Annotated in this window: 22 protein-coding genes; 6 read left to right on the top strand and 16 right to left on the bottom strand. The window is 67.3% G+C overall.

Annotated features, from left to right (window positions below):
* Positions 1-10: 10 nt before the first annotated feature.
* The 4 genes from G3W89_RS01915 to G3W89_RS01900 are packed head-to-tail and all read right to left on the bottom strand — an operon-like array spanning position 11 to position 2,590.
* The gene (locus G3W89_RS01915; protein ID WP_162572527.1) at positions 11-643 is read right to left on the bottom strand and encodes an alpha/beta hydrolase; all 633 of its coding nucleotides are present in this window, start codon (positions 641-643) and stop codon (positions 11-13) included.
* Positions 644-647: 4 nt separating this feature from the next.
* Positions 648-1,001, bottom strand: a complete 354-nt coding sequence (locus G3W89_RS01910) for a (2Fe-2S) ferredoxin domain-containing protein (protein ID WP_162572526.1) — start codon at positions 999-1,001, stop codon at positions 648-650.
* 44 nt (positions 1,002-1,045) lie between these two features.
* Complete coding sequence (locus G3W89_RS01905) at positions 1,046-2,158, bottom strand: VanZ family protein (RefSeq protein ID WP_162572525.1); 1,113 nt, start codon at positions 2,156-2,158, stop codon at positions 1,046-1,048.
* Between the two features lie 3 nt (positions 2,159-2,161).
* The gene (locus tag G3W89_RS01900) at positions 2,162-2,590 is read right to left on the bottom strand and encodes a CopD family protein (protein ID WP_162572524.1); all 429 of its coding nucleotides are present in this window, start codon (positions 2,588-2,590) and stop codon (positions 2,162-2,164) included.
* A gap of 301 nt (positions 2,591-2,891) precedes the next feature.
* On the opposite strand from G3W89_RS01900, the gene hemB reads away from it, so the two are divergent.
* Positions 2,892-3,896 carry a porphobilinogen synthase gene (hemB, locus tag G3W89_RS01895; RefSeq protein WP_162572523.1) on the top strand — a complete coding sequence of 335 codons (1,005 nt, stop codon included), beginning with the start codon at positions 2,892-2,894 and terminating at the stop codon, positions 3,894-3,896.
* 271 nt (positions 3,897-4,167) lie between these two features.
* Here the strand turns inward: hemB and G3W89_RS01890 are convergent, their stop codons facing one another.
* The 3 genes from G3W89_RS01890 to G3W89_RS01880 form a co-directional block, all read right to left on the bottom strand.
* Positions 4,168-4,536: a DUF4148 domain-containing protein gene (locus G3W89_RS01890; protein ID WP_162572522.1), complete on the bottom strand. Its 369-nt coding sequence runs from the start codon at positions 4,534-4,536 to the stop codon at positions 4,168-4,170.
* Positions 4,537-4,775: 239 nt separating this feature from the next.
* Positions 4,776-5,459: a dienelactone hydrolase family protein gene (locus G3W89_RS01885; RefSeq protein ID WP_162572521.1), complete on the bottom strand. Its 684-nt coding sequence runs from the start codon at positions 5,457-5,459 to the stop codon at positions 4,776-4,778.
* Between the two features lie 35 nt (positions 5,460-5,494).
* Positions 5,495-6,097, bottom strand: coding sequence for a 2-hydroxychromene-2-carboxylate isomerase (locus tag G3W89_RS01880; protein ID WP_162572520.1), 603 nt, complete (start codon positions 6,095-6,097; stop codon positions 5,495-5,497).
* 73 nt (positions 6,098-6,170) lie between these two features.
* Here G3W89_RS01880 and G3W89_RS01875 point away from each other — a divergent pair, with 73 nt between their 5' ends.
* Both G3W89_RS01875 and G3W89_RS01870 read left to right on the top strand, forming a co-directional pair.
* Positions 6,171-6,917, top strand: a complete 747-nt coding sequence (locus G3W89_RS01875) for an SDR family oxidoreductase (RefSeq protein WP_162572519.1) — start codon at positions 6,171-6,173, stop codon at positions 6,915-6,917.
* 49 nt (positions 6,918-6,966) lie between these two features.
* Positions 6,967-7,623, top strand: coding sequence for a MarC family protein (locus G3W89_RS01870; protein ID WP_443083144.1), 657 nt, complete (start codon positions 6,967-6,969; stop codon positions 7,621-7,623).
* Positions 7,624-7,627: 4 nt separating this feature from the next.
* Here the strand turns inward: G3W89_RS01870 and G3W89_RS01865 are convergent, their stop codons facing one another.
* From G3W89_RS01865 to G3W89_RS01845, 5 genes are read right to left on the bottom strand one after another with little or no spacing between them, the layout of a single operon-like run.
* Positions 7,628-8,092 carry a metallophosphoesterase family protein gene (locus tag G3W89_RS01865; RefSeq protein ID WP_162572518.1) on the bottom strand — a complete coding sequence of 155 codons (465 nt, stop codon included), beginning with the start codon at positions 8,090-8,092 and terminating at the stop codon, positions 7,628-7,630.
* Positions 8,093-8,104: 12 nt separating this feature from the next.
* On the bottom strand, positions 8,105-8,788 hold the full coding sequence (locus tag G3W89_RS01860; protein WP_162572517.1) for an ABC-type transport auxiliary lipoprotein family protein: 684 nt from the start codon (positions 8,786-8,788) through the stop codon (positions 8,105-8,107).
* Positions 8,789-8,799: 11 nt separating this feature from the next.
* Positions 8,800-9,777 carry an MlaD family protein gene (locus tag G3W89_RS01855; RefSeq protein ID WP_162572516.1) on the bottom strand — a complete coding sequence of 326 codons (978 nt, stop codon included), beginning with the start codon at positions 9,775-9,777 and terminating at the stop codon, positions 8,800-8,802.
* A 5-nt stretch (positions 9,778-9,782) separates the two neighbouring features.
* Entirely contained in the window at positions 9,783-10,640 is an 858-nt protein-coding gene (locus tag G3W89_RS01850) for an ABC transporter ATP-binding protein (protein WP_162572515.1), read from the bottom strand.
* Positions 10,637-11,806 carry an MlaE family ABC transporter permease gene (locus tag G3W89_RS01845; protein ID WP_162572514.1) on the bottom strand — a complete coding sequence of 390 codons (1,170 nt, stop codon included), beginning with the start codon at positions 11,804-11,806 and terminating at the stop codon, positions 10,637-10,639. The genes G3W89_RS01850 and G3W89_RS01845 overlap by 4 nt, the downstream gene beginning before the upstream one ends.
* Positions 11,807-11,941: 135 nt before the next feature.
* Between G3W89_RS01845 and G3W89_RS01840 the strand changes: the two genes are divergently transcribed.
* The gene (locus tag G3W89_RS01840) at positions 11,942-13,576 is read left to right on the top strand and encodes a GMC family oxidoreductase (RefSeq protein WP_162572513.1); all 1,635 of its coding nucleotides are present in this window, start codon (positions 11,942-11,944) and stop codon (positions 13,574-13,576) included.
* A 339-nt stretch (positions 13,577-13,915) separates the two neighbouring features.
* On the opposite strand, the gene mrdA is transcribed toward G3W89_RS01840, so the two are convergent.
* From mrdA to G3W89_RS01820, 4 genes are all read right to left on the bottom strand, one after another.
* On the bottom strand, positions 13,916-15,883 hold the full coding sequence (gene mrdA, locus G3W89_RS01835; RefSeq protein WP_162572512.1) for a penicillin-binding protein 2: 1,968 nt from the start codon (positions 15,881-15,883) through the stop codon (positions 13,916-13,918).
* Between the two features lie 55 nt (positions 15,884-15,938).
* Positions 15,939-16,460, bottom strand: a complete 522-nt coding sequence (gene mreD / locus G3W89_RS01830; protein ID WP_162572511.1) for a rod shape-determining protein MreD — start codon at positions 16,458-16,460, stop codon at positions 15,939-15,941.
* Positions 16,457-17,449, bottom strand: coding sequence for a rod shape-determining protein MreC (gene mreC / locus G3W89_RS01825; RefSeq protein WP_162572510.1), 993 nt, complete (start codon positions 17,447-17,449; stop codon positions 16,457-16,459). Before mreC ends, mreD begins: the two co-directional genes overlap by 4 nt.
* A gap of 130 nt (positions 17,450-17,579) precedes the next feature.
* A complete protein-coding gene (locus tag G3W89_RS01820; protein ID WP_028249609.1) occupies positions 17,580-18,623 on the bottom strand; it encodes a rod shape-determining protein in 1,044 nt (347 codons plus the stop codon).
* Positions 18,624-18,861: 238 nt separating this feature from the next.
* On the opposite strand from G3W89_RS01820, the gene gatC reads away from it, so the two are divergent.
* Both gatC and gatA read left to right on the top strand, forming a co-directional pair.
* A complete protein-coding gene (gene gatC / locus G3W89_RS01815; RefSeq protein ID WP_162572509.1) occupies positions 18,862-19,161 on the top strand; it encodes an Asp-tRNA(Asn)/Glu-tRNA(Gln) amidotransferase subunit GatC in 300 nt (99 codons plus the stop codon).
* Positions 19,158-20,645 (top strand): Asp-tRNA(Asn)/Glu-tRNA(Gln) amidotransferase subunit GatA, encoded by a 1,488-nt coding sequence (gatA, locus tag G3W89_RS01810; RefSeq protein WP_162572508.1) that lies wholly within the window; start codon positions 19,158-19,160, stop codon positions 20,643-20,645. The genes gatC and gatA overlap by 4 nt, the downstream gene beginning before the upstream one ends.
* The last annotated feature ends 1 nt before the right edge of the window (position 20,646 follow it).

Raw genomic sequence — 20,646 nt, 5'->3', positions numbered from 1 at the left:
GAGACAAACGCTAAGCGGCGCGCAGATGGCGAACGACCAGACCTTTGAGCAGCGGCAATTGTCCGTGAAAGAAATGGCCGCCTCCGGGAACCACCGTAACCGGAAGTGACTGCGGTCGCGCCCAATCGAGCACGGCAGCCAGCGGGACGGTGTCGTCCTGCTCACCGTGCACGACCAGCGTACGCACGTGCGCCTCGGTCGGCAGAGTCGCCACCGAGAAGCGGGCGGCGGCGGTGCCCACCAGCACCATTTGGCGGATGTCCCGCCGTGCCCACAGCGGCTCTGCCGCGCAGCTTGCCACGAAAGCCCCGAAGGAAAAGCCGGCGATGGCCAGCGCCCCCTCCGGCGCCATCTGCTCGATGACCTGGAGCATGTCGTCGCGCTCGCCGCGTCCCTCGTCGTGAACGCCCTCACTGCCGTCCACGCCGCGAAAATTGAAGCGCACCGCCGTCCATCCGCAGGCGACGAAAGCGCGCGCGAGCGTCTGGACCACCTTGTTGTCCATGGTGCCCCCGAAGAGCGGATGCGGATGCGCGATCACGGCGACGCCGCGCGGGGCAACGTCTTCGGCAGCGGCATCGCGCAAGGCGGCGATCGCCCCGGCGGCGCCCTGGAGCTGGATCTTTTCAGTTTGCGAATTCATGGTCTCAGCGGCCCACGTCAGGTGGCAGGAGCAAGCGCTCGACCACCTTCCCGTGGCGCAGGTGCGAGTCGACGATCTCGTCGATGTCCTGCTCATCAACGAAGGTGTACCAGACGGCTTCCGGATAGACCACCGCCACCGGTCCGCCGGCGCAGCGGTCGAGACAACCAGCCTTGTTGACTCGCACCTTGCCCGGGCCCGCCAACCCCGCTTGCTTGACGCGCGCCTTGCAGCGGTCGAAGCCCTGCTGCGCGTTGTGCTGTGAGCAGGATTCCTCGCCGTTCTTGCGTTCGTTCAGGCAAAAGAAGATGTGGCGGGCGTAGTAGCCGCGCGACTGCGTCGTGCTGGAGGTGGACATCGGCTCATTCTATTGAGCGGGACTGCCCACGTGTCGCAGAGGGCCTAGGCGCGCGCTCTGCGCGACAAGGCCGCCAGCACATAAAGAAGCGTGGAGAAGGGCCAGAGCCAGCCCAGCCATTGAGCCAGTCCGTGGAAGCGAATGAACCGCCCCTGCTCCCAGGTCGCCAGGGTCTGGGCGAAGTAGGCGCTCTCGGGTGCCTGGTTGAGCAGGCTCAGATGCACCACCAGCGCGATCAGTAGCAGTGCCCCGCACAGGCGACGCGGCGCGGACAGCAGCAGCACGCCAAGGAAGAAGGCGGCCGCGATGCCGACCTGCACGGGGAGGCTGAGCCAAGCCCAGGCATGCTCGGGTCCATAGCTCAGGGCCGCCGACAAGGCGGAGGCCACCACGCCACTCAGCAGCACCAGCGGGAGCAGCATGGCTCGGCGGGCTACGGAACGTGTCACCAGGAAGCCCAGCAGGCACGGCACCAGCGCGCCAAGGGCGACGCACAGCAGTTCGACGCCCGGCACCAGCGGTTCGAGTTCGAACTGCCGGACCGGCATCCAGTCGATGAAGGGCGTGTCCAGCAGCCACTCGGAGATGGCCGCCTCGAGACGCTCGAACACCTGGCCAAGCCCGAAGGTGACCGCGGCCGGGAACAGCAGCGCCAACGGCCACAACGCCAGCAGCACCAGCGCGCCACGCGAATCCTCGACGAACCAGTTCGAGCGGGTGCGGTGCCAGTGCGCCACCGCCCCAAGACGTTCGAGCGCCGCCGCCAGTACGGCACCCGCCAGCGCGCCCAGGCTGTTGAGGCCGAGGTCCACGTTAGATGGAATGCGTGCTGGCAGGTAGCTCTGCAGTGTCTCCATGACAAAAGCGATGGCGGCGCCGATCAGCGTCGCGGCCAGAACCGCGCGCACCGACCCGATCCCGGGCTGCGTGCGCAGAACGGCGATCGCCGTCAGGAAGCCCAGCGGCATGTAGCCGGCCACATTGATCCCGAAGTCGAACCCCGTCCAGTACCTGGGCCATGGCGCCGTCAGATAAGACCAGGGGGCGATGCCCTGGTCACGCCAGTCGGCAAAGGGATAGAGGCTCGCGTAGACGATCAGCGCCGCATAGGCGAGCGCCAGGGGCAGCGCTGCGGACTTATGTTGCTGCGTGGCCACCGTTCAGAAGGGCTTGACCACGACCAGCACCACGATTGCCAACAGCAGTAGCACCGGCACCTCGTTGAACCAGCGGTACCAGCGTTCGCTGCGGTGGTGCTGGCCCGCCACGAACGTGCGTAGCAGCACCCCGCACCCATGGTGATAGCCGACCACCCCCAGCACCAGCGCCAGCTTCGCGTGCATCCAGCCATTGCCGGGTCCACGTCCGATGCCATAGCCCAACCAGAGCCAGAGGCCAAAGCCAATCGCCGGCACCGCAAGGAAGGTCGTGAAACGGAACAGTTTGCGCGCCATCAGGATCAGCCGGGCCCGCTCCGCCACGGACTCCGGCGCAACCATGGCGAGATTGACGAAGATCCTGGGCAGATAGAACAGTCCTGCGAACCAGCTCGCGACGAACACGATGTGCAGCGATTTGACCCAGAGCATGTCGGCAGTTTAGTGGGGGGCCCTCTCGCAGGCGGGGCTGCGCCTGGACAAAAAAAAGCCCGGCGCCAAAACGCCGGGCTGGGAAGCCCTTTTGCTGTCACACATCAAGGCACCCGCTCAGGGAGGAAAAGCGGGGAGCGGCAAGCCGCCCACCGCGGAATTTAGCAAAGGCATTACGTGCGATCAAGCAAGTTCTAATTTTTTGTAGATTTTTGGCACTTGTGTTAGTTCTAAGGCATTACTAAATTGAGCAATCGTGACCTTGCAGTGACTCGAAAGCACTTCAGGCACAATTTTCGCCATGACCCTCCACGCCCCCTTTCCGTCGGGCCGGCCGCGCCGGCTACGCCGGGACACCTTCACGCGAAATCTGGTACGTGAGCACACGCTCAGCGTCCACGATCTCATTTATCCAGTGTTCGTGCAGGAAGGCCAGAAGCGGCGAGATGCCGTGGCGTCGATGCCCGGAGTCGAGCGGCTCAGCCTGGACCTGCTGCTGCCTGTGGCCGAGCAATGCCTTTCGTTGGGCATTCCGGTCATGGCGCTGTTCCCGGTGATCGACGCCGGCCTCAAGAGCCCGGCAGGCGACGAAGCCTTCAATCCCGACGGCCTGATCCCTCGCGTGGTGGCGGAGCTCAAGTCGCGCTTTCCCGAACTGGGCGTGATGACCGACGTCGCGCTGGATCCCTACACCAGCCATGGCCAGGATGGCCTGCTCGACGACACCGGCTACATCCTCAACGACCCCACCGTCGAGGTGCTGGTCAGGCAGGCGTTGGTGCAGGCCGAGGCCGGCGTGGACATCGTGGCGCCCAGCGACATGATGGACGGCCGCATCGGCGCAATCCGTGGTGCTCTCGAGTCTGCCGGTCGCATCCACACCCGCATCATGGCCTACAGCGCCAAGTACGCGAGCGCCTTCTATGGCCCCTTCCGCGATGCCGTGGGCTCGGCCGCCAACCTCGGCAAGAGCGACAAGAAGGTCTACCAGATGGACCCGGGCAACAGCGACGAGGCGCTGCGCGAGGTCGGCATCGACATCGCAGAAGGCGCCGACATGGTGATGGTGAAGCCCGGCATGCCTTACCTGGACATCGTGCGGCGGGTGAAGGACGAATTTCACGTGCCGACCTTCGCCTACCAGGTCAGTGGTGAGTACGCGATGCTCAAGGCCGCGGCGCAGAACGGCTGGCTGGACCACGACGCCGTGATGCTCGAGAGCCTGCTGGCATTCAAGCGCGCCGGCGCCGACGGCGTACTCACCTACTTCGCTCTCGACGCTGCGCGGCTGCTGCCGAGACGCTAGCCCTCGGGCACCCCGAAGGCCGCAGCGCGCCGCGAGGCGGGCCGGCCGGTCCGGCCGACCTGATGCTGCGCGTCATCAACCTGATCGTCGACACCTGCACGGATCTGCGCGGCGACCTGGCCCGGCAGCTGGACCATCGGCAGGCCGAGCTGATCGGCTGGTGCCTGTATTCTGGCGCAAGCGCTATCTGGAGAGAAACAGATAGCGGCAGACAAAAGAAAGACCGGGCAGCACTCGCGCGCTGCCCGGTCTTTTTCGGGGGCCTTGGGGATTACTTCGCTGCAGGGGCGCCCTGCTTCTGTGCCTGCTGCAGCGTGTCGGCGCGGTTCGTCATCGTCGAGATCACGCGGCTGTTGACCCGCGAGCCACCGCTGACGTTCTGGTCCGGCGCGTTGGCGGTCGCGATGGCTTGGGCGTACACGGCCTCGGGGTTCGCGACCGACTTGAAGGCCTCGGCGCCGCGCGAGCCGCGCACCACGTTCTGGTTAGGAGCGGCAGCCGTGCGAGCGGCTTCCGCGTCGACGTCGGCGCGGCTCAGCGCGGAGACCGGCGCTTGCACGCCATGGTAGGTTTCTGCATGGGCGGCGGCGGCAGCCAGGAGGGAGAGCGCGGCGGCGGCGAGAATGTGAGAGGTCTTCATTTTCAGGTCCTTGAATCGTCGGAGGTGGTTTCAAACCAGGCTCGCAGCAGGGCTGGCCTGTGCGAGCGAGTGTGCTGTCGAACCTCCTCGGGCAACTACCTAGAAAAGAGACACGGCGTTTCCTGGATCGAAACAATCTCGCGCTGATTTTCTGACCGCAGCTTGCGCTCTCGAGAGCAGGGTGGCCGCCGGCGGCGCGGCGGCCAAGCCGTCGAATGCTGCTGGCCCATTGCCTCCGATCAGCCGAGGTGCTTGGCGAAGAAAGACAGAGTGCGCTCGCGCGCCAGCTTGGCGGCCTCGGCGTTGTACGAGCCGCGCTGGTCGCAGTTGAAGCCGTGGCCCGATTCATAGACATGCACCTCGACCTCGGGGTGCGCCTTCTTGAAGGCCTCGATGGTGTCGAGCGGAATCCAGTGGTCGTTGTTGCCGAAATGCGCCAGCACTGGAACTTTGGGGGTGATCGCGCTTTCCTCCGGCGTGGTCATCCCGCCACCGTAGTAGGGCACCGCGGCCGACAGGCCCTGCAGCTTCGCCGACGCACGCCAGGTCAGGAGCCCGCCCCAGCAATAGCCGACGATGCCGACCTTGCCGCCGCGGGCGGCGTACTCCACCGCGGCCTGGAGGTCTTGCAGCACGCCAGGCTGCGGCAGCGCTTCGACGGCGGTCTTGAGCGCGAAGCCGGCCTTCATGTCCTCTTCGCTGTAGCCGATATCGACGCCAGGCTTGACGCGGTGGAATGTCGATGGCGCGACAGCAAGATAGCCCTCTGCCGCGTAGCCGTCGGCCACCGAGCGAATGTGTGAGTTGACGCCGAAGATCTCCTGCACGACGACCACTGCTCCCCTGGGCTTGCCCGAGGGTTCCGCGACGTAGGCGGGAAAGCTGAAGCCATCCTTGGCAGTGAGATCGATGAATTGGCCCATGGTCATGCTCCTGTGTTGATGTGGGGGATTGCTCTTCAATGCACGTTCAATGCGCGGGCGACGAAATCCAGCCGGTCCTGCCCCCAGAAGATCTCGCCGTCGATCACGTAGCTGGGTGCACCGAAGACCTTGGCGTCGATCGCCTGCTGCGTGTAGTCCTCGTATCGCTCCTGCACGGCCTGGCTCAGCGATTGCTCGATTCGCTTGGCAGGCAGGCCGGATTCGGCGGTCAGCGCCTCCAGTGCCTTCGGGTCCGCGATGTTGCGCTCCTGGGCCCAGACCGCGGCGAATACCGCGCCGCACAGCTTCATCGCGGCCTCGCAGCCATCGTGCAGGTCAACGGCGATGATGAGCTTGGCAGCGTCGTCGCCCGCGACGGGAAAGAACTTCGGCGTCGGATTGAGCGGGATATCCATATGCCGCGAGAAGCGCGCCAGGTCGACGAGCCGGTAGGCCTGGCGCTGCGGTGCGCGCTTGCCGAGTGGCAAGCCGCCGGAGACGGGGAAGATGGCGCCGAAATCGACGGGCCGCACGCGGACGGTGGCGCCGGCAGCCTTGGCAAGCGCAGCGAAGCGCGCGTGCCCCAGGTAGGTCCAGGGGCTCTGGGGTGTGAAGTAGTAGTCGATGCTGCGGGTCACAAGCCTCTCCTCGGTGATGTAATCGACGCGGATGGTTTTAACTGACGCACGGCTTTCGTGCAGGAGGCGGGATTTGGACCAGGTACTCTTGATCACTGGTGGCAGCCGCGGGATTGGTGCCGCTACCGCGCTGCTCGCGGCGCAACGTGGCTTCGCGGTGGCCATCAACTATGCCAGCAATTCGCTGGCCGCTGACGAGGTGGTTCGCACGATCCGCGAGCGCGGCGGCCGCGCCATCAGCGTGCAGGCCGACGTGGGCGACGAGGCCCAGGTCAAGGCGATGTTCGAGAAGCTCGACGCCAAGTTCGGCCGTCTCGGCGCGCTGGTCAACAACGCCGGCGTCGTCGACGTGCAGGCGAGGGTCGACGGCATGAGCCTCGAGCGGCTCGAGCGCATGTTCCGCGTCAACGTGATCGGCAGCTTCCTATGCGCCCGCGAGGCGGTTCGCCGCATGAGCACGAAACATGGCGGCAGCGGCGGCGCCATCGTCAACCTCTCCAGCGCCGCGGCGCTCCTGGGCTCGCCCGGCCAATATGTCGACTATGCGGCCAGCAAGGGCGCAATCGACAGCTTCACCATCGGCCTGGCCAAGGAGGTCGCGGAGGAAGGCATCCGCGTCAATGCCGTGCGCCCTGGCCTCATCGACACCGAAATCCACGCCTCGGGCGGCATGCCCGATCGCGCCTTCCAGCTCGCTTCCACCGTGCCGATGAAGCGCACCGGGAGTGCGCAAGAGGTCGCAAACGGCATCGTCTGGCTGTTGAGCGAAGAGGCGAGCTATGTCACGGGCACCTTCCTGGACATCACGGGCGGACGATAATGAAAGGCTCCCACGCTCACTTCGCCTGCGGGCGGCCGGGCGGGCATTGATGCCCACCCCCGCCATGGACCTGGTCAAGCCGCTCATCACGCTGCTGGCCATCGTCAATCCACTGGCGATCGTGCCCTTCTTCATCCATTACACGCAGGGCTACACCGAGGCGCAGCGCAAGCGAACAGCCTGGGTCTCGGCCTTCAGCGCCTTCGTGGTCATCGCGATCAGCGCATTGCTCGGCCTGCAGCTGCTCTCGTTCTTCGGCATCTCGATCGCAAGCTTCCAGGTCGGCGGCGGCATGCTGCTGCTGATCAGCTCGCTCAGCATGCTGAACGCCCAGCCGGCCGAAGCGAAAACCAACCAGGAGGAGCTCCGGGCCACCGAGATCAAGGCGTCGCTGGGCGCCTCGATCGCCGTGGTGCCGCTCACCATCCCGCTGCTGACAGGGCCGGCGACCATGTCGACCGTCGTGATCTACGCCGACAAGACGCAGCACGTCTGGGAGCTCGCGATCCTGGTGGGCTATGGCATGGTGATCGGCGCGGTGACCGGCGTCATCTTTTCCCTCGCCGACCCGATCGCGCGGGTGCTCGGCAAGACCGGCATCAATGTCATGACCCGACTGATGGGCCTCATCCTCGCGGCATTGGCGGTCGAAGTGATGGCCGACGGGCTGTCCACGCTGTTCCCGGCGCTGGCCCGCACGCACTGAGCCCTCAGCGCTTCACCAGCTCGACAATCCGCGGCGTGACGATGCCGTTGTCGACGATCAGCTCCGCCGCCGAGATCGGCAGGCGGAATCGCGGCGGGCCGGCACTGCCGGGGTTGACGTACCAGACACCGCCGCGCTCCTCGGCCTTGGGCCGGTGCGAATGGCCGCACACCACCACGCGCACGCCCTCTGCCGCAGGTTCGATCGCCAGCTCGGCGAGATCGTGGACCACATAGAGCTGGAGTCCGTACATTTGCACCCTCGCCGTGTCCGGCACGGCGTCGGCCCAGGCGTCGCGGTCGTTGTTGCCGCGCACCGCCGTGACGGGCGCGAGCGCCGCCAGTTGCTCGAGGATGCGCGGATCCCCGATATCGCCGCCGTGCACGATGTGCTCGCAACCCTGCAGGAAGGCCAGCGCCTCGGACCGCAGCAGTCCGTGCGTGTCGGAGATCAGGCCGATGCGATGCATGGCAGACCTGCCTCAGCGCGGCTGCTCCACCCAGGCTACGAGTTCGGCCACCGCCGCATCGCTCGCCGCCGCCAGGCCCTTGACCCCGCCGGCCGCATCCGGCGTCGGCGCGGGCCGTTGCACCGCGAAGCTGCGCTGCGCGAGCACGCGATCACCCCCGCTGCCGCCGCGAATCAGCGTGGCACGCAGCCGCACCAGGCCCACGCTCGCAGCCGGTGACTCGAAGTAGTGGCTGAATTCATCGAGCGTGACTCTCAGTGTGTCCGGCACCCGCCCTTCGGCACGTGCGATGGTCGCACTCTCCTCCGGGCCCAGCACGGTACGCCGAGCGGCGAGCGCATCGCGCAGCCGCTGATGCAGCAGTTGCGCTGGCGCCAGGCTCCAACGCGCCTTGCCATACGGCCGCAGTTCGTTGGGATCGCTGTAGCCCAGGCGATAGAGCAGCTGAGTGCCTTCGAGCCGCACGCTCGCGTCGATCTCGGCCAGCGCGATCGGCGGCAGAGCCGCAGCGTTCGCCGATGCCGGCGCCACCGCCGCCGCGAGGTTGGGCCCGAAGTCGTAGAGCGTCGCGCGCACGGGTTTGTCGGGCAGGGCGCCGCAGCCCGCCATGAACAGTGCGGCGCCTGCGGCAAGCGCGGCAAGGACCGGAAGGCAACGGGCGGGCGCCGGCGTGCAGGGGTGTGCGTTGTTCTTCATGTTCGTCACTGTCAGCGCCGCGCGGCCGGCGCGGAGAAACCGGCCTCGCCCGGCCCTGCCACCGCGCCGCCATTGCCGAAGAGCAGCGATTGCGGGTTGTCGTTGATGCTGTCGGCCGTGCGGCCCAGCCGGCGCACCGCGCGCGAGGTGTCGTCGGCGACGCGGTTCACGCGCGGCAGCGTGGCGGCGTTGAAGGAGTCGACCGCCTGCGCCAGCGCCCGGGTGCCCTCGCTCAGCCGCTCGACCGGCCCGTCCTTGGCGTTGAGGCGCGTCACGGTGGTGTTCGCATTGTTCGCGACGCGCGAGACATCGGTGGCCGCCGTCTTCACGGTGCCCATCGTGTCCCTGGTTCGCTCGATCAACGGCGGCAGCGCCGCCAAGGCCGGGTTGAGCCCGTTCTTGACCGTGTTGTCGAGCGAGCGCGTGAGCTGGTTGGCGCTGGCCGTGGCCTGCGCGATGCTCTCCAGTGCGTCGGCGATGCGCTTCTGGTTGGGGTCGCCCAGCAGCACGTTGGCGCGCTTCGTCACCTCCTCGATCTGGTTGATGATGGCTTCGCCGCGGTCCTGGAGCTGGGCCAGCACCGAGGGCTTGAGAGGGATGCGCGGCGGGTCGTCGTTGTTGGGCGAGAGGGCCACCTGCGATTCGCCCTTGTCGTCCAGTGCGATGAAGGCGAGGCCGGTCACGCCCTGATAGGACAGGGTGGCATAGCTCGAGGTGGTGAGCGGCACCCGCTGGTCCACCGTGATTCGCACCCGCACATTGCCCTTGACTTCGGGATCGAAGTCGATCGACGTCACCTTGCCGACTGCAATGCCCCGGTAGCGCACCATGGCCTGCGGCTGCAGGCCGCTGACGGCGTCGCGCGTGGACAGCTCGTAAGTGTTTCGCACCGTGTCGTCCCCCGTGAGCCAGAGCACCAGCGCGATCAGCGCAGCAACCAGACCGAGCACGAAGGCGCCGGCGGCAATGGCATGGGCCTTGTTTTCCATGGCAGCTACCTTTCAGTGAATGAGGCCGCGGGCGTTCCCGGGTGCCCCGCGACGAGCGACGAGGGCGCGCCATCGTGCAGGGCTTCCATGGCACGCTGACCGCGGCCGCCGAGGAAGTACTCGTGGATGAAGGGATGCGGATAGGCGATCACGTCGCGCGCGGTGCCCGCGACGATCACGCGCTGGTCGGCCAGCACCGCGATGCGGGTGCTGAGGTCGAACAGCGTGTCGAGGTCGTGCGTGACCATCACCACCGTGAGCCCGAGCTCCCGGTGCAGCCCACGCAGCAGGTTGCAGAAGCCGTCGGCGCTCTCGGGGTCCAGCCCTGCGGTGGGCTCGTCGAGCAGGAGCAGCGGCGGGTCCATGATCAGCGCCCGCGCCAGTGCCACCCGCTTGATCATGCCGCCCGAGAGGTCGGATGGGCTCTTGGTGGCGTGCTGCGGCTCGAGGCCCACCATCTGCAGCTTGACGAGCGCGGCGTCGCGGATCAGTTCATCGGGCAGCAGCTTGAGCTCGCGCAACGGAAAGGCGATGTTGTCGAGCACGCTGAAGGCCGAGAACAGGGCGCCGTGCTGGAACAGCATGCCGACGTTGGCTGCGCCCGTCGCGCTCATCCGCCCGGGCGGATGACCGAGCACCGAAACCTCGCCCTTGTCGGGATGCTCCAGGCCCAGGATCTGGCGCAGCAGCACGGTCTTGCCGGTGCCCGAGCCGCCCACCAGCGACAGCACCTCGCCGCGGTGGATCGTCAGGTCGAGGTCGCGGTGCACCACCTGGTCGCCGTCCGGCGACTCGAAGATGGTCCAGAGCTTGCGGATCTCGACGACCGCGGGTGCCTGGCTCGCGCTGCTATCGTTGCTCATGCCCTGAACCCCACGCCCTTGAACAGCACCGCGAACAGCGCATCGACCAGGATCACGACCGTGATCGAAGCCACCACGGATGAGGTGGTGCCGCGCCCCAGGCTCTCGGTGTTGGGCTTGACCTTCATGCCGAAGTAGCAGGCGATCAACGCGATCATCACGCCGAAAACCGCCGACTTGCCCATCGCCAGCCACAAGTTGGTCAACGGCACCGCGCGCGGCAGCGCCGTCATGAAATAGGCCGGCCCGATGTCCAGCGTGAGGTCGGCCGCGATCATGCCGCCGAACAGCGCCGCCATCGAGGTCCACATGCTGATCAGCGGCATCGCGATGGCGAGGGCGAGCACCCGCGGCATGACCAGGCGAAACCCGTGCGGAATGCCCATCACGCGCATCGCGTCGAGCTCCTCGGTCACGCGCATCACGCCGATCTGCGCGGTGATCGCCGAGCCCGAGCGGCCGGCAATCAGCACCGCCGCCAGCACCGGACCCAGCTCCCGGATCAGCGACAACCCGAGGATGTTGACGATGAAGGCCTCGCCCCCATACTGGCGCAGTTGCTGCGAGGTCAGATAGGCCAGCACCACGCCGATCAGCAGGCCCACCAGCGCAGTGATCGGCAGCGCGGTTGCGCCGAACTGGTAGAGGTGGCCCGAGAAATCGCGCCAGGGCGCGCGGTGCGGCGCGCGCAGCAGCTTGCCGATGTCGAGGGTGAGTTGGCCGATCAGGCGCAGGAAGTCGCGCGCGACAAACAGGACGCCTGTGCCGATGTGGGCGAAGTCGCGCAGGCGCTCGGCCAGGGTCTTGCCGGGCTCGGCCGGCGCGCGGCAGGTGTACTGCGCCACCTGATCGAGCACTGCCTTGTGCTGCGACTCCATCTCCAGCCGGGCCGGCCATGCGTGCTGCCAGTGGTTCCACAGCAGCTGGGCGCCGATGTGATCGAGCTGGTCGATGGGACGCAGGTCCCAGGCCCGGCCGTCCTTCGCCGGCGTGCGCCTGAGACTCTTCTCGAGCGCGTCCCAGCTGGTTCGGGAGGACATGGCCATCGCGGTCCAGCAGCCGCTGGCAACCGCCCACTGGTCGCCTGCTTCCTCGCGCTGCTCGACACGGGGGCGCACACTGTCGGCCTCTTGCGCGGCGGCGGTCGGCAGCGGGACAGTCGACATGGAGGGTGGGCGCTTCTGCAGAACGGAGATCACAACATCGTAACCGCCGCACTTGACAGCCCCTCACCCTTTCGCCGCGCGAGGGCGTAGGCCGTCGCGCAATGCGCAGCCCTTTGCCACAATCCCCGCATCCCAATGAACGACAACACCACCTTCGACTACATCATCGTCGGCGCCGGCACCGCCGGGGCCTTGATGGCCAACCGCCTGAGCGCAGACAGGAACTGCCGCGTGCTGCTGATCGAGGCCGGCCGCAAGGACGACTACCACTGGATCCACATCCCCGTGGGTTATCTCTACTGCATCGGCAACCCGCGCACCGACTGGCTCTACACGACGGAGTCCGACGCCGGACTCAACGGGCGCAGCCTGCGCTATCCGCGCGGCAAGACGCTCGGCGGCTCCTCCTCCATCAACGGCATGATCTACATGCGTGGCCAGTCGCGCGACTACGAGCAGTGGGCGCAGCTCACCGGGGACGACACCTGGCGCTGGGAGCAGGTGCTGCCCGCCTTCAAGCAGCACGAAGACTACTACCTCGGCGCCGACGAGATGCACGGCGCCGGCGGCGAGTGGCGGGTCGAGCGCCAGCGCCTGCGCTGGGACATCCTGGACGCCTTCGCCGAGGCGGCGCAGCAGGCCGGCATCCCGCATTCGAGCGACTTCAACCGCGGCAGCAACGAGGGCGTGGGCTATTTCCAGGTCAACCAGAAGAACGGCTGGCGCTGGAATACCGCCAAGGCCTTCCTGCGGCCCACCTGCTACGGCCGGCCCAACTTCGAGCTGTGGACCGGCGCGCAGGTCTCGCGCCTGCTGATCGATACCGCACCTGACGGCCGCCGGCATTGCAACGGCGTGCAGGTCTGGGACGGCCACGAGATGGTCGTGGCCCACGCGGCCCGCGAGGTGATCCTGTGCGCAGGCAGCATCGGCTCGCCGCAGATCCTGCAGCTCTCGGGCATCGGGCCGCCCGAGCTGCTGCGCCGGCACGGCATCGACGTGGCGCTCGACGCGCCCGGCGTCGGCGCCAACCTGCAGGACCATCTGCAGATCCGCGCGGTCTACAAGGTCAAGGACGCACCCACGCTCAACGTGCTGGCGTCCACCTACTATGGCAAGGCGAAGATCGGCTTCGAATACCTGCTGAAGCGCAGCGGTCCGATGAGCATGGCCCCCTCGCAGCTCGGCGCCTTCACCCGCAGCGGACCCGAGCACGCATGGCCGAACCTCGAATACCACGTGCAGCCGCTCTCGCTCGATGCATTCGGCGAGCCGCTGCACAGCTTTCCGGCTTTCACCGCAAGCGTGTGCAACCTGAACCCGACCAGCCGCGGCACGGTGCAGATCAAGAGCCACCGCTTCTCGGATGCGCCGGCGATCGCCCCCTGCTACCTGAGCACCGAGGAGGACCGCAAGGTGGCGGCCGACTCCCTGCGGGTGACGCGCCGCATCGTGGCCCAGCCCGCGCTGGCGAAGTACCGCCCGGAGGAATGGAAGCCCGGCCTCGAGTACCAGAGCGACGAGGAACTGGCGCGGCTGGCCGGCGACATCGCGACCACCATCTTCCATCCGGTGGGCACCACCCGCATGGGCGCCGATGGCGATCCGATGGCCGTGCTGGATTCGCGGCTGCGGGTGCGCGGCATTGCAGGCCTGCGGGTGGTCGATGCCGGTGCGATGCCCACGATCACCAGCGGCAACACCAACAGCCCCACGCTGATGATCGCGGAGAAGGCGGCAAGCTGGATTCGCGGGACCGAGGGCCACTGAGTAACCGGGATGACATCTCTTTTTATGGCGGCTTGTTGCGGCTTGTTGCGCAGTGGCGGGTAATCCCCGATGCACTGGCACGGTGCGTCCGCCTAAAGTCTCGCCACTCGCAAACGGGCCTGCCCGCAGCGCGGGGGACCGAGGAGACACTTGGAGAAGAACTAGAACAGGCTACAGACAAGGCATCCGCACGAGATGCCGGCATTTTGAAAGGCGCCGCTGGTCGGCGCCTTTTTCTTTGGCGGATCGATGCGCGCGAAGGACACCCGCCGCACACCTGCACCAACACGCGTGCAGGGCGCCTCCATCTGGGGCGGGCATCCTGACGCCCGGCGGTGTTCAGGGCGCCGTCGCAGCGCCGCTCACGATGGGCCAGGGCAACTCGCTCCCCACGCGCGGCTTTCCTATGGGCGCCCCAGCCTTGCCAGCCTGCACCGCCGACAGGTCCTGCTCGTTCGGGTATTGGTCAGCCAGCCAGTAGTCGAACACACGGCGCACGATGGGCGCCGCCGCCGCCGCTCCGAAGCCGGCGTTCTCGACGATCACGGCAATCGCGATTTTCGGCGCCTCGGCCGGCGCGAAGGCCGCGAACAGCGAGTGGTCGCGTTGGTGTTCCTCGAGTGCCTTGGCGTTGTACTTGGTGTTCTGGCCCCATGTCACCGCTTGTGCGGTTCCGGTCTTGCCGGCCGAGTTGTAGGGCGCGCCCGCGAAAACGCGCGTGCCGGTGCCGCCCTTGTTCACCGCCACGAGCGCGTTGCGCACCAGGTCCACGTGCTTGGGCTGGTAGCCGAGGCTCTCGCCCGGCGCCTGCGGGAGTTCGTTCACCTCCCCGGTCACCGTGTCCTTGATGGCCTGCACCAGGTGCGGGCGGTACTTGGTGCCGCCGTTGGCCAGCGTGGCCTCGGCCATCGCGAGCTGCAGCATGGTGAAGCTGTTGTAGCCTTGGCCGATGCCGAGTGAGACGGTCTCGCCCGGGTACCACTTCTTCATCTCGGGGCGCTTGTAGGCTTCGCGCTTCCAGGTCGTGCTGGGCAGCAGACCGCGCACCTCCCCTTGAAGGTCGATGCCGGTGATCTGGCCGAAACCCAGCGGCTTCATGAAGTCGTGGATGGCGTCCACGCCCAGGTCGACCGCCAGCGAATAGAAGTAGGTGTTGCTCGACATCTGGATGGCGCGGTGCATGTCGACGCCGCCCAGGCCGCCCTCGTGGCTTCGGAAGGTGTGGCCGCCGAAGGTGTAGAAGCCGGGATCGTTGACCACCAGGCTCGGCGCGCGCTTGTTGAGCTGCAGCGCGGCCAGCGCCATGAAGGGCTTGTAGGTGGAACCCGGCGGGTAGGTGCCGCGAAGCGCCCGGTTCAGCAGCGGCTTGTCGATCGACTCGTTGAGCGCCTGCCAGCTCTCGTTGTCGATGCCCTCCACGAACAGGTTCGGATCGAAGGTGGGCTTGGACACGAAGGCCAGGATCTCGCCCGTGTTGGGATCGACCGCCACCAGGGCACCGCGACGCTCGCCGAACATGTCTTCGACCAGCTTCTGCAGCTTGATGTCGAGCGAGAGCTTGACCGTGTTTCCCGGGGTGGCCGGGTGGCTGCCGAGCCGCCGCACCGCACGGCCGCCGGCCGAGGTTTCCATTTGCTCGACGCCGGTCTGCCCGTGCAGCGTCTTCTCGTAGCTCTGCTCGATGCCCAGCTTGCCGATGTAGTCGGTGCCCTTGTAGTTGGCCTGGTCTTCCTCGCTCCACTCCTCCATCGCCGCCTTCTCGCGCTGGTTGATGCGGCCGATGTAGCCGAGCACGTGGGAAGCAAGTTCGCCGTTGGGATAGTTCCGGAACAGCCGCGCCTTGATCTCGACGCCCGGAAAGCGGTAGCGCTGCGCTGCGAAGCGGGCGACTTCCTCGTCGCTCAGGCGGGTGCGGATCGGGATCGAGTCGAAGCTGCGCGAGTCTTCGCGCAGGCGCTTGAAGCGGCGGCGGTCGCGTTGCGAAACCTCTACCACCTCGCCCAGGCTGTCGATGGTGTCCTCCAGGCTGTCGACCTTCGAGGGCGTGATCTCCAGCGTGTACGCCGAATAGTTGGAGGCCAGCACGATGCCATTGCGGTCCAGGATCAGGCCGCGGTTGGGCACCACGGGCACCACTGCCGTGCGGTTGCTCTCGGCCTGCTCCGCGAGGTCTTCATGCCGCACCACCTGCAGGAAGAAGAGCCGCGCGCACAGGAGTCCGAAGGCGACCAGTACCACGAGGCCGATCACCAGCACGCGGCGCTTGAAGCGTGCGAGATCTGCGGCGACGTTGCGGAGTTCGGTCATGGCGCGCGAAGCCTACGCTGCCCGCGGGCGCGGAGCAAGACGGCCTCGGGGTCTGTTACAGGGGTCGGTTGGCATCGGGCTCGGGAGCACGCCGTTGCGGCGCCAGCAGCAGCAGGGTCACGAAGGGCCACAGGGCCGCCTCGACAACCGGCCCGACCAGGAAGTCCCAGCCGGGGAAAATGCCACCACCGAGCATGCGGATCGCCACCTCGATCAGGTGCGAGATGACGAACAGCGGCAGCACCTGCAGCGCCTGCGACAGCAGCGGATACCAGAGCAGCCGCCGATGGACCATGATTGCGAAGAAGCCCAGCGTGGTGTACGACAGCGCATGCTGACCCAGCAGCGCGGTCTGGTGCACGTCCATCAGCAGCCCGAACACGAAGGCGGCGCCGATGCCGATGCGCGCCGGCTGGTGCACGCTCCAGAACACGATGGCCAACGCCAGCAAGTCGGGCAGCCACGCGGCGCGGCCGATCGGCACCATGTTGATCAGCAGCGCCACGATCAGGCTGGCCCAGATGAACAGCGGGTTGACCGGCAGCAGCAGCTGCTGGTGGCCGGGACGCATGATCATGGGGTGCGGCCCTCTTTCTTCTCGGCTTTGTCGGCCTTTCCGGCCTTCTCCGCCTTGGCGCCGGCCCGGTCCGCCCTCTTTTTGGCCGACGGATTGGCGTCAGCCGCTGCGGCGGGCGCCGCCTTGGGCAGCTGGTTGCCCGTGGGCGACAGCACGAGCACGTAGCGCGCGGCCGTCACATGGGCCATGGGCTGGCAGTGGATGCGGGCGAAGGCGGAGTCGGCGCGACGGTCGATGCGGTCGATCTTCGCCACCGGCAAACCCGGCGGGTAGACGCCGTCGACCCCGCTGGTGGTGAGGAGGTCACCCTCCTGCACATCGGCGTTGGCGGCCGTGAAGCGCAGCTCCAGGCCGCCGCCATGCGCGCTGGCATCGCCGAAGGCGACGCTGCGCGCGCCGGTGCGCACGTTCTGCACCGGGATCGACAGGTCGCGGTCGATCACCAGCGTGATCTCGCTGGTGAAGGGCTGGACCTGCGTGACCTGCCCCACCACGCCATGCTCGTCGATCACCGGCGAGCCGGCCGCGATGCCGTGGGTCATACCTTGATCGATCACCAGCTTGCGGGTGTAAGGGTCGGCTGCGTCGTACAGCACCTCGGCCGCGCGGCCCGGCGTCTGCGTAATCTGGCGCAACTCGAGCAGCGAGCGCAGCCGGGCGTTCTCCTGCGCCAGGGTGTCGGCCTGCCCGGCGCGTTCGGACTGCAGCGCCAGCGCCTTGCGCGCATCGGCCTCCCTGGCCTGCGCGGTTTGCAGGTCTTCGAGGTAGCGGCCGCCGCCCACCACCAGTTGCACGGGCTTCAGGGCGAGCCACTGCACCGGATAAAGCACCGCTCCGATTGCCGCGCGCAGCGGCTGCACGATGTTGAAGCGGGCATCGGCCACCATCAGGAATAGCGCCAACGCGCTGAAGAAGATCAGCTTGCTGAGCGCCGAGGGTCCCTGGTTGAACAGGGGCGGCGCAGTGCGGTCAAGGGTGCCGAGCGGCATGCTGCTTTATGCCATGAGCCGGACTGTTCGGGGCGTGCCGCGGGACCGGCTTTGCCGGAGCGCAGGCGCCGCCCCCGTTCGGGACGGGGAGCGCGACCTGAAGTGCGCGCGACCTGGAGGCGAGCAACATTTATTCGCTGGTGAAGATGCTGCCCAGGCGGTCCATGCGCTCAAGGGCGATGCCGCAGCCGCGCACCACGCAGGTCAGGGGGTCTTCGGCCACCAGCACCGGCAGGCCGGTTTCCTCGGCCAGGAGGCGGTCCAGGTCGCGCAGCAGGGCGCCGCCGCCAGTCAGCATCATGCCGCGCTCGGCGATGTCGGCGCCCAGCTCCGGAGGCGTCTGCTCCAGGGCATTCTTGACGGCAGAGACGATGTTGTTGAGCGGATCGGTCAGTGCCTCCAGCACCTCGTTGCTGCTGATGGTGAAGCTGCGCGGCACGCCCTCGCTGAGGTTGCGACCTTTGACTTCCATCTCCTTGACCTCGGAGCCCGGAAAGGCCGAGCCGATGCTCTTCTTGATGACCTCGGCCGTCGGCTCGCCGATGAGCATGCCGTAGTTGCGGCGGATGTAGTTGATGATCGCCTCGTCGAAGCGGTCGCCGCCGACCCGCACGCTGCCCTTGTAGACCATGCCGCCCAGCGAGATCACGCCCACTTCGGTGGTGCCGCCGCCGATGTCCACGACCATCGAGCCGCTGGCCTCCGACACCGGGAGGCCGGCGCCGATGGCGGCGGCCATGGGTTCCTCGATCAGGTAGACGGAGGTGGCGCCAGCCGCCTCCGCGGCGTCCTTGATGGCGCGGCGCTCGACCTGGGTCGAGCCGCAGGGCACGCAGATGATGATGCGCGGGCTGGGCGTGAGCAGCGATCGCGGGTGCACCATCTTGATGAACTGCTTGATCATCTGTTCGGTGATCACGAAATCGGCGATCACGCCGTCCTTCATGGGACGGATGGCTTCGATGTTCCCGGGAACCTTGCCGAGCATGGCCTTGGCTTCGCGGCCGACCGCCTGGATCACCTTCTTGCCGTGCGGCCCGCCCTCGTGGCGAATGGCGACCACCGAAGGCTCGTCGAGCACGATGCCCTTGTTGCGGGCAAAGATCAGGGTGTTGGCGGTGCCGAGGTCGATCGCGAGGTCGGTCGAGAAGTACCGACGGAAAGCTCCGAACATTCTGGAATCCTCTGGAGCACGGCATGCGCGCCGGCATGTCGTCGCCCTCTTGATGGGTCGTTTTTGGACGGGATGGATGGACGTTTTTGCAGCAAATGCCGTCGCGTTCGCGGGGGTTGCGGCAAAGGCGGGATAATACCCGAATCCCCTCCGCATCCCGCCTCAGGCGCACCCTCCAACGGTGCAAAGTATGACCTTTGGCGGCACTCGGGGCTCTGTTCTTTCCCCGCTGTTTCCGATGTCCCTCACTTCTTCAGATATCGCGCGCATCGCATCGCTCGCCCGGCTCGAACTCGCGCCCGCCGAAAGCGAGCGAATGCTGGGCCAGATCAACGGCTTCTTCGAATTGGTGGAACGCATGCGCGCGGTCGACACCACCGGTGTCGAGCCGCTGTCCCATCCCGTGGCGGCCATCCAGGACGTGACGCTGCGTCTGGCGGAGGACGTGGCCAGCGAGCCGAATCAGCGCGAGCTCAATCAGCGCAGCGCACCCGCCGTCGAGAACGGGCTGTTCCTGGTACCGAAGGTGATCGAATGAGCGGAGAACTCCATGAGATGGGTGTGGCCGAGCTGGCCCACGCCCTGCGCGAGCGCAAGGTCTCGGCCGTCGAAGTCGCCCAGCACCAGCTGGCACGCATCCGGGAGCACCAGGACCTCGGTGCCTTCGTGGCGCTCGACGACGCATTCGCCCTGTCCCAGGCGCGAGCGGCCGATGCCCAACTGGCTGCCGGCACCGCCCAGCCCTTGTCGGGCGTGCCGATCGCGCACAAGGACATCTTCGTCACCGCCGACCTGCCGACCACCGCAGGCTCACGCATCCTGGCCGGATACCGCTCGCCCTTCGATGCGACGGTGGTGCGCAAGCTGGCCGAGGCGGGGGCCGTGAACCTCGGCAAGCTCAGCTGCGACGAGTTCGCGATGGGCTCGGCCAACGAGAACGTGGCCGTGCCCGCCGTGGGCTTCGACCATGCCGTGCCGGTGCGCAACCCCTGGGACCGCACGCGCATTCCGGGTGGCTCCTCCGGCGGCAGCGCCGTCGCCGTGGCCGCGCGCCTGGTGCCGGCGGCCACCGGCACCGACACCGGCGGCTCGATCCGGCAGCCCGCCTCCTTCTGCGGTGTGACCGGCATCAAGCCCACGTACGGACGCGCCTCGCGTTACGGCATGGTGGCCTTCGCCTCCAGCTTGGACCAGGCCGGCCCCCTGGCCCGCTCGGCCGAGGACTGCGCCCTGATGCTGTCCGCCCTCTGCGGACCGGACCCGGAGCGCGACTCGACTTCGCTCGACAAGCCGGCCGAGGACTTCACCCGTGGCCTGGGCGATTCGCTCGCGGGCCTGCGCATCGGCGTGCCGCGCGAGTTCCTGGGCGGTGGCGTGGCCCCTGGCGTGCGTGCCGCCGTAGAGGCTGCTCTGGCCGAGTACGAGAAGCTGGGTGCGAAGCGGGTCGAGGTCACCCTGCCGCGTACCGAACTCTCGATCCCGGTCTACTACATCATCGCGGCGGCCGAGGCGAGCTCCAACCTCAGCCGCTTCGATGGCGTCAAGTTCGGCCACCGCGCAGCCGACTATCGTGATCTCGCCGACATGTACGCCAGAACGCGCGAGGAAGGTTTCGGCGACGAGGTCAAGCGCCGCATCATGATCGGCACCTACGTGCTTTCGCACGGTTATTACGACGCCTACTACCTGCAGGCGCAGAAGGTGCGCCGCATGATCGCCGACGACTTCCAGCAGGCTTTCGCGCATTGCGACCTGATCGCCGGCCCGGCCGCGCCCACGGTCGCATGGAAGCTGGGCGAGCATGGCGACGACCCGGTGGCCGACTACCTGGCCGACATCTTCACCCTGCCCGCCTCGCTGGCAGGCCTGCCGGGCATGAGCGTGCCGGCCGGCTTCGACGGCGGCATGCCGGTAGGCCTGCAGCTGATCGGCAACTACTTCGGCGAAGTGAAGCTGCTGAACGCCGCGCACCGCTTCCAGCAGGCCACCGACTGGCACCGGCACAAGCCGCAGGGCTTTTGAC

Origin of the sequence: Variovorax sp. PBL-H6 (assembly GCF_901827155.1) — a bacterium.
Classification (GTDB): domain Bacteria; phylum Pseudomonadota; class Gammaproteobacteria; order Burkholderiales; family Burkholderiaceae_C; genus Variovorax.
The sequence above is the reverse complement of the archived record's forward strand: the minus strand, read 5'-3'. Positions and strand labels throughout refer to the sequence as shown.

Coding starts and splice junctions, on each gene's coding strand:
- G3W89_RS01915 (WP_162572527.1), bottom strand. CDS start 643: ATGAATTCGCAAACTGAAAAGATCCAGCTCCAGGGCGCCGCCGGGGCG.
- G3W89_RS01910 (WP_162572526.1), bottom strand. CDS start 1,001: ATGTCCACCTCCAGCACGACGCAGTCGCGCGGCTACTACGCCCGCCAC.
- G3W89_RS01900 (WP_162572524.1), bottom strand. CDS start 2,590: ATGCTCTGGGTCAAATCGCTGCACATCGTGTTCGTCGCGAGCTGGTTC.
- hemB (WP_162572523.1), top strand. CDS start 2,892: ATGACCCTCCACGCCCCCTTTCCGTCGGGCCGGCCGCGCCGGCTACGC.
- G3W89_RS01890 (WP_162572522.1), bottom strand. CDS start 4,536: ATGAAGACCTCTCACATTCTCGCCGCCGCCGCGCTCTCCCTCCTGGCT.
- G3W89_RS01885 (WP_162572521.1), bottom strand. CDS start 5,459: ATGGGCCAATTCATCGATCTCACTGCCAAGGATGGCTTCAGCTTTCCC.
- G3W89_RS01870 (WP_443083144.1), top strand. CDS start 6,967: ATGCCCACCCCCGCCATGGACCTGGTCAAGCCGCTCATCACGCTGCTG.
- G3W89_RS01865 (WP_162572518.1), bottom strand. CDS start 8,092: ATGCATCGCATCGGCCTGATCTCCGACACGCACGGACTGCTGCGGTCC.
- G3W89_RS01860 (WP_162572517.1), bottom strand. CDS start 8,788: ATGAAGAACAACGCACACCCCTGCACGCCGGCGCCCGCCCGTTGCCTT.
- G3W89_RS01855 (WP_162572516.1), bottom strand. CDS start 9,777: ATGGAAAACAAGGCCCATGCCATTGCCGCCGGCGCCTTCGTGCTCGGT.
- G3W89_RS01850 (WP_162572515.1), bottom strand. CDS start 10,640: ATGAGCAACGATAGCAGCGCGAGCCAGGCACCCGCGGTCGTCGAGATC.
- G3W89_RS01845 (WP_162572514.1), bottom strand. CDS start 11,806: ATGTCGACTGTCCCGCTGCCGACCGCCGCCGCGCAAGAGGCCGACAGT.
- G3W89_RS01840 (WP_162572513.1), top strand. CDS start 11,942: ATGAACGACAACACCACCTTCGACTACATCATCGTCGGCGCCGGCACC.
- mrdA (WP_162572512.1), bottom strand. CDS start 15,883: ATGACCGAACTCCGCAACGTCGCCGCAGATCTCGCACGCTTCAAGCGC.
- mreD (WP_162572511.1), bottom strand. CDS start 16,460: ATGATCATGCGTCCCGGCCACCAGCAGCTGCTGCTGCCGGTCAACCCG.
- mreC (WP_162572510.1), bottom strand. CDS start 17,449: ATGCCGCTCGGCACCCTTGACCGCACTGCGCCGCCCCTGTTCAACCAG.
- G3W89_RS01820 (WP_028249609.1), bottom strand. CDS start 18,623: ATGTTCGGAGCTTTCCGTCGGTACTTCTCGACCGACCTCGCGATCGAC.
- gatC (WP_162572509.1), top strand. CDS start 18,862: ATGTCCCTCACTTCTTCAGATATCGCGCGCATCGCATCGCTCGCCCGG.
- gatA (WP_162572508.1), top strand. CDS start 19,158: ATGAGCGGAGAACTCCATGAGATGGGTGTGGCCGAGCTGGCCCACGCC.